Below are 2,209 nucleotides of genomic sequence, written 5' to 3'. Positions count from 1 at the left end.
TGGTCAGCCGAGCTCCAAAGAATCAAGGTGGGTATGCCGGCACGCAGGCTCGCGGCAGTGGTGCCCGAGCCGCCGTGGTGAACCACCGCCCGACAGGCGGGGAAGATCTTCGTGTAATTCACCACGCCGACCACCTTGACGTGGTCGGACTGCGGCACGCCACTGAAATCGCTCCAGCCGGAGCAGACCAGCGCCCGCTGCCCCAGCTCCTCGCACGCCGCGCTGATAAGGGCGACCGTGTCCGCCGGCGACTCGGCGACCGGCATGCTCCCGAATCCGAAGCAGATCGGCGGCGTGCCCTTAGCGATCCAGGACAACACCTCGTCGTCGGCGTCGGTGGTCAACTCCATGGTCAGCGAGCCCACGAACGGCCGTTGGCCGCCCCACTTCGCCCACTCGGCAGCCAAGCCGGGGAAACACACCTCGTCGTAGGCCTGGATTTCCAATGACCCGCGTTCGGCGATCCGGCGGGGCGAGGCGACCGTGGCCGTCGGCAGGCCGAGTTCGCGGCGCTGCCTGTCCTCGGCCTTCTTGTTCATCCGCCAGCACATCCAGTCGTAGACCGCCATCCCGGTACGGACCATCGGCCGGGGCAGAGCGGGAATCAACTCCCCGTTGGGCCGCATCGGGATGTAATGCAACGTGGCCATCGGAATGCGGTAGTAGTCCGCGACATTGATGGCGAGGTCCTGGTAGAGCTGGCCGGTGAAAAGCAAATCGGCACCGGCCCCGACCGACATCAGCGACGAGCTCATCTCCTGCCAGTTTCGCAGCACGGGCTCCCATGCGTCGCGCATCAGCTTGATGGGCCCCCGCACGAAATTCTTCCAGAAGTCACGGATGAATTCGTCGCTCCAGAAGTCGTGCATATCGGGGCCGTATCCGATGGCCGCGAGGCCTGCTTCCTGTGCAAGTTCAACGAGATTGGGCGGGACGGCCATGCGCACTTCGTGCCCTCTTCGCGTCAGCTCACGGCCGATAGCGAGGCACGGCTCGATGTCACCGCGCGTCCCATAACTTGCCACAGCAAATTTCATCGCGCTGTAACCTTAATCACTTTTCCCCCGCACAAGCAACTCCTGACCTAGAGTCTTTTGGCCCTAAATTCAGTCTCTCCCTTCCCGATTGGGATTGACCGGACTGTCGTTGAATTGCACGAGGATTGGCGTTCTGCGAACAGGCAGACCGACGAAATTCGCCCGCCGCCGTCGGGTACGACGAAGCCAATTTCATCGGCTCTATCCCCCCGACCATTGGACTGTGACGACTTTGGGCGGCTAAGCGCGACCCAGACGTCGTCGGCTGATCACATATCAGTGTGCCAGAAAGGCCGGTCCGATGTCTCGAGAAGCGGTAACTTGCGTGGCGCCGTGGCAGGAGCGGACGGTGCCCGGTCGGCCCACAGTGGAGTTGCTGGCCCCGCGGCCGATCAGGCGCGGCTGCGCGAGCTGGCAAACTTTTCCACGAAGTCGGCCGCCTTAACGACGCTTTCAGCGGGGTTGGTCATGTGCCTGGCGATCTCGCGCGCGCGGACACCGTAGTCCGGGTCGAGTATCCGGCGTAGATCCGCCAACAGCGTTTCGCGGGTGGTTGCCGAAAAGCGCCGCGTACTACCGACTTTCAATCGTTTTAGCTGCGCTCCCCAGATGGTTTGGTTGGCATCCATCGAGAGGATCAGCGTAGGGACTCCGGCGCGCAGGCTTGCCGCAGTGGTGCCTGAACCGCCATGGTGTACGACCGCGCGGCAGGCCGGAAAGACCGCCGCGTAATTCACCGCACCCACAACCTTGACGTGCTCAGGAAGTGACACGTCGCTGAAATCGCTCCACCCTGCGCAGATCAGCGCACGTTCGCCCAATTCCCCGCAGGCCGCACCGATCATTTCGACTGTTTCGACCGGCGATTCGACCGGCATGCTGCCGAATCCGAAGCAAATCGGCGGCGTTCCCGCGGCTATCCATGCGGCGACGTCGTCGTCGGCGCTCGTGGTCAATTCCATTGTCAGGGGGCCGACAAATGGCCGGAGATCATCCCATTTGGCCCATTCGGCGGCCAGCCCGGGAAAGCACACCTCGTCGTACGCTTGGATTTCCAGCGATCCGCGCTGGGCGATCCGCCGCGGGGAAGGGGCCGTCGCGCGGGGTAGCCCAAGTTGGCGGCGCTGGGCGTCCTCTACCTTTTTGTTCAGGCGCCAGCAGAACCAGTCGAA

2 protein-coding genes are annotated in these 2,209 nt (G+C 63.5%); both read right to left on the bottom strand.

Annotated features, from left to right (window positions below; all coding sequences use genetic code 11):
- Positions 1-1,037: glycosyltransferase (locus A5681_RS17925; protein WP_082968416.1), on the bottom strand; the 1,037-nt coding region annotated here is incomplete at its 3' end.
- A 392-nt stretch (positions 1,038-1,429) separates the two neighbouring features.
- Positions 1,430-2,209 (bottom strand): glycosyltransferase (locus A5681_RS17920; protein WP_331710661.1); only part of this gene is annotated, 780 nt, incomplete at its 5' end.

The sequence above is a fragment of the Mycobacterium scrofulaceum genome (assembly GCF_001667885.1).
Classification (GTDB): Bacteria; Actinomycetota; Actinomycetes; order Mycobacteriales; family Mycobacteriaceae; genus Mycobacterium; species Mycobacterium scrofulaceum_C.
Note: the sequence above shows the minus strand (reverse complement) of the source record. Positions and strands in the feature narration are given on the sequence as shown.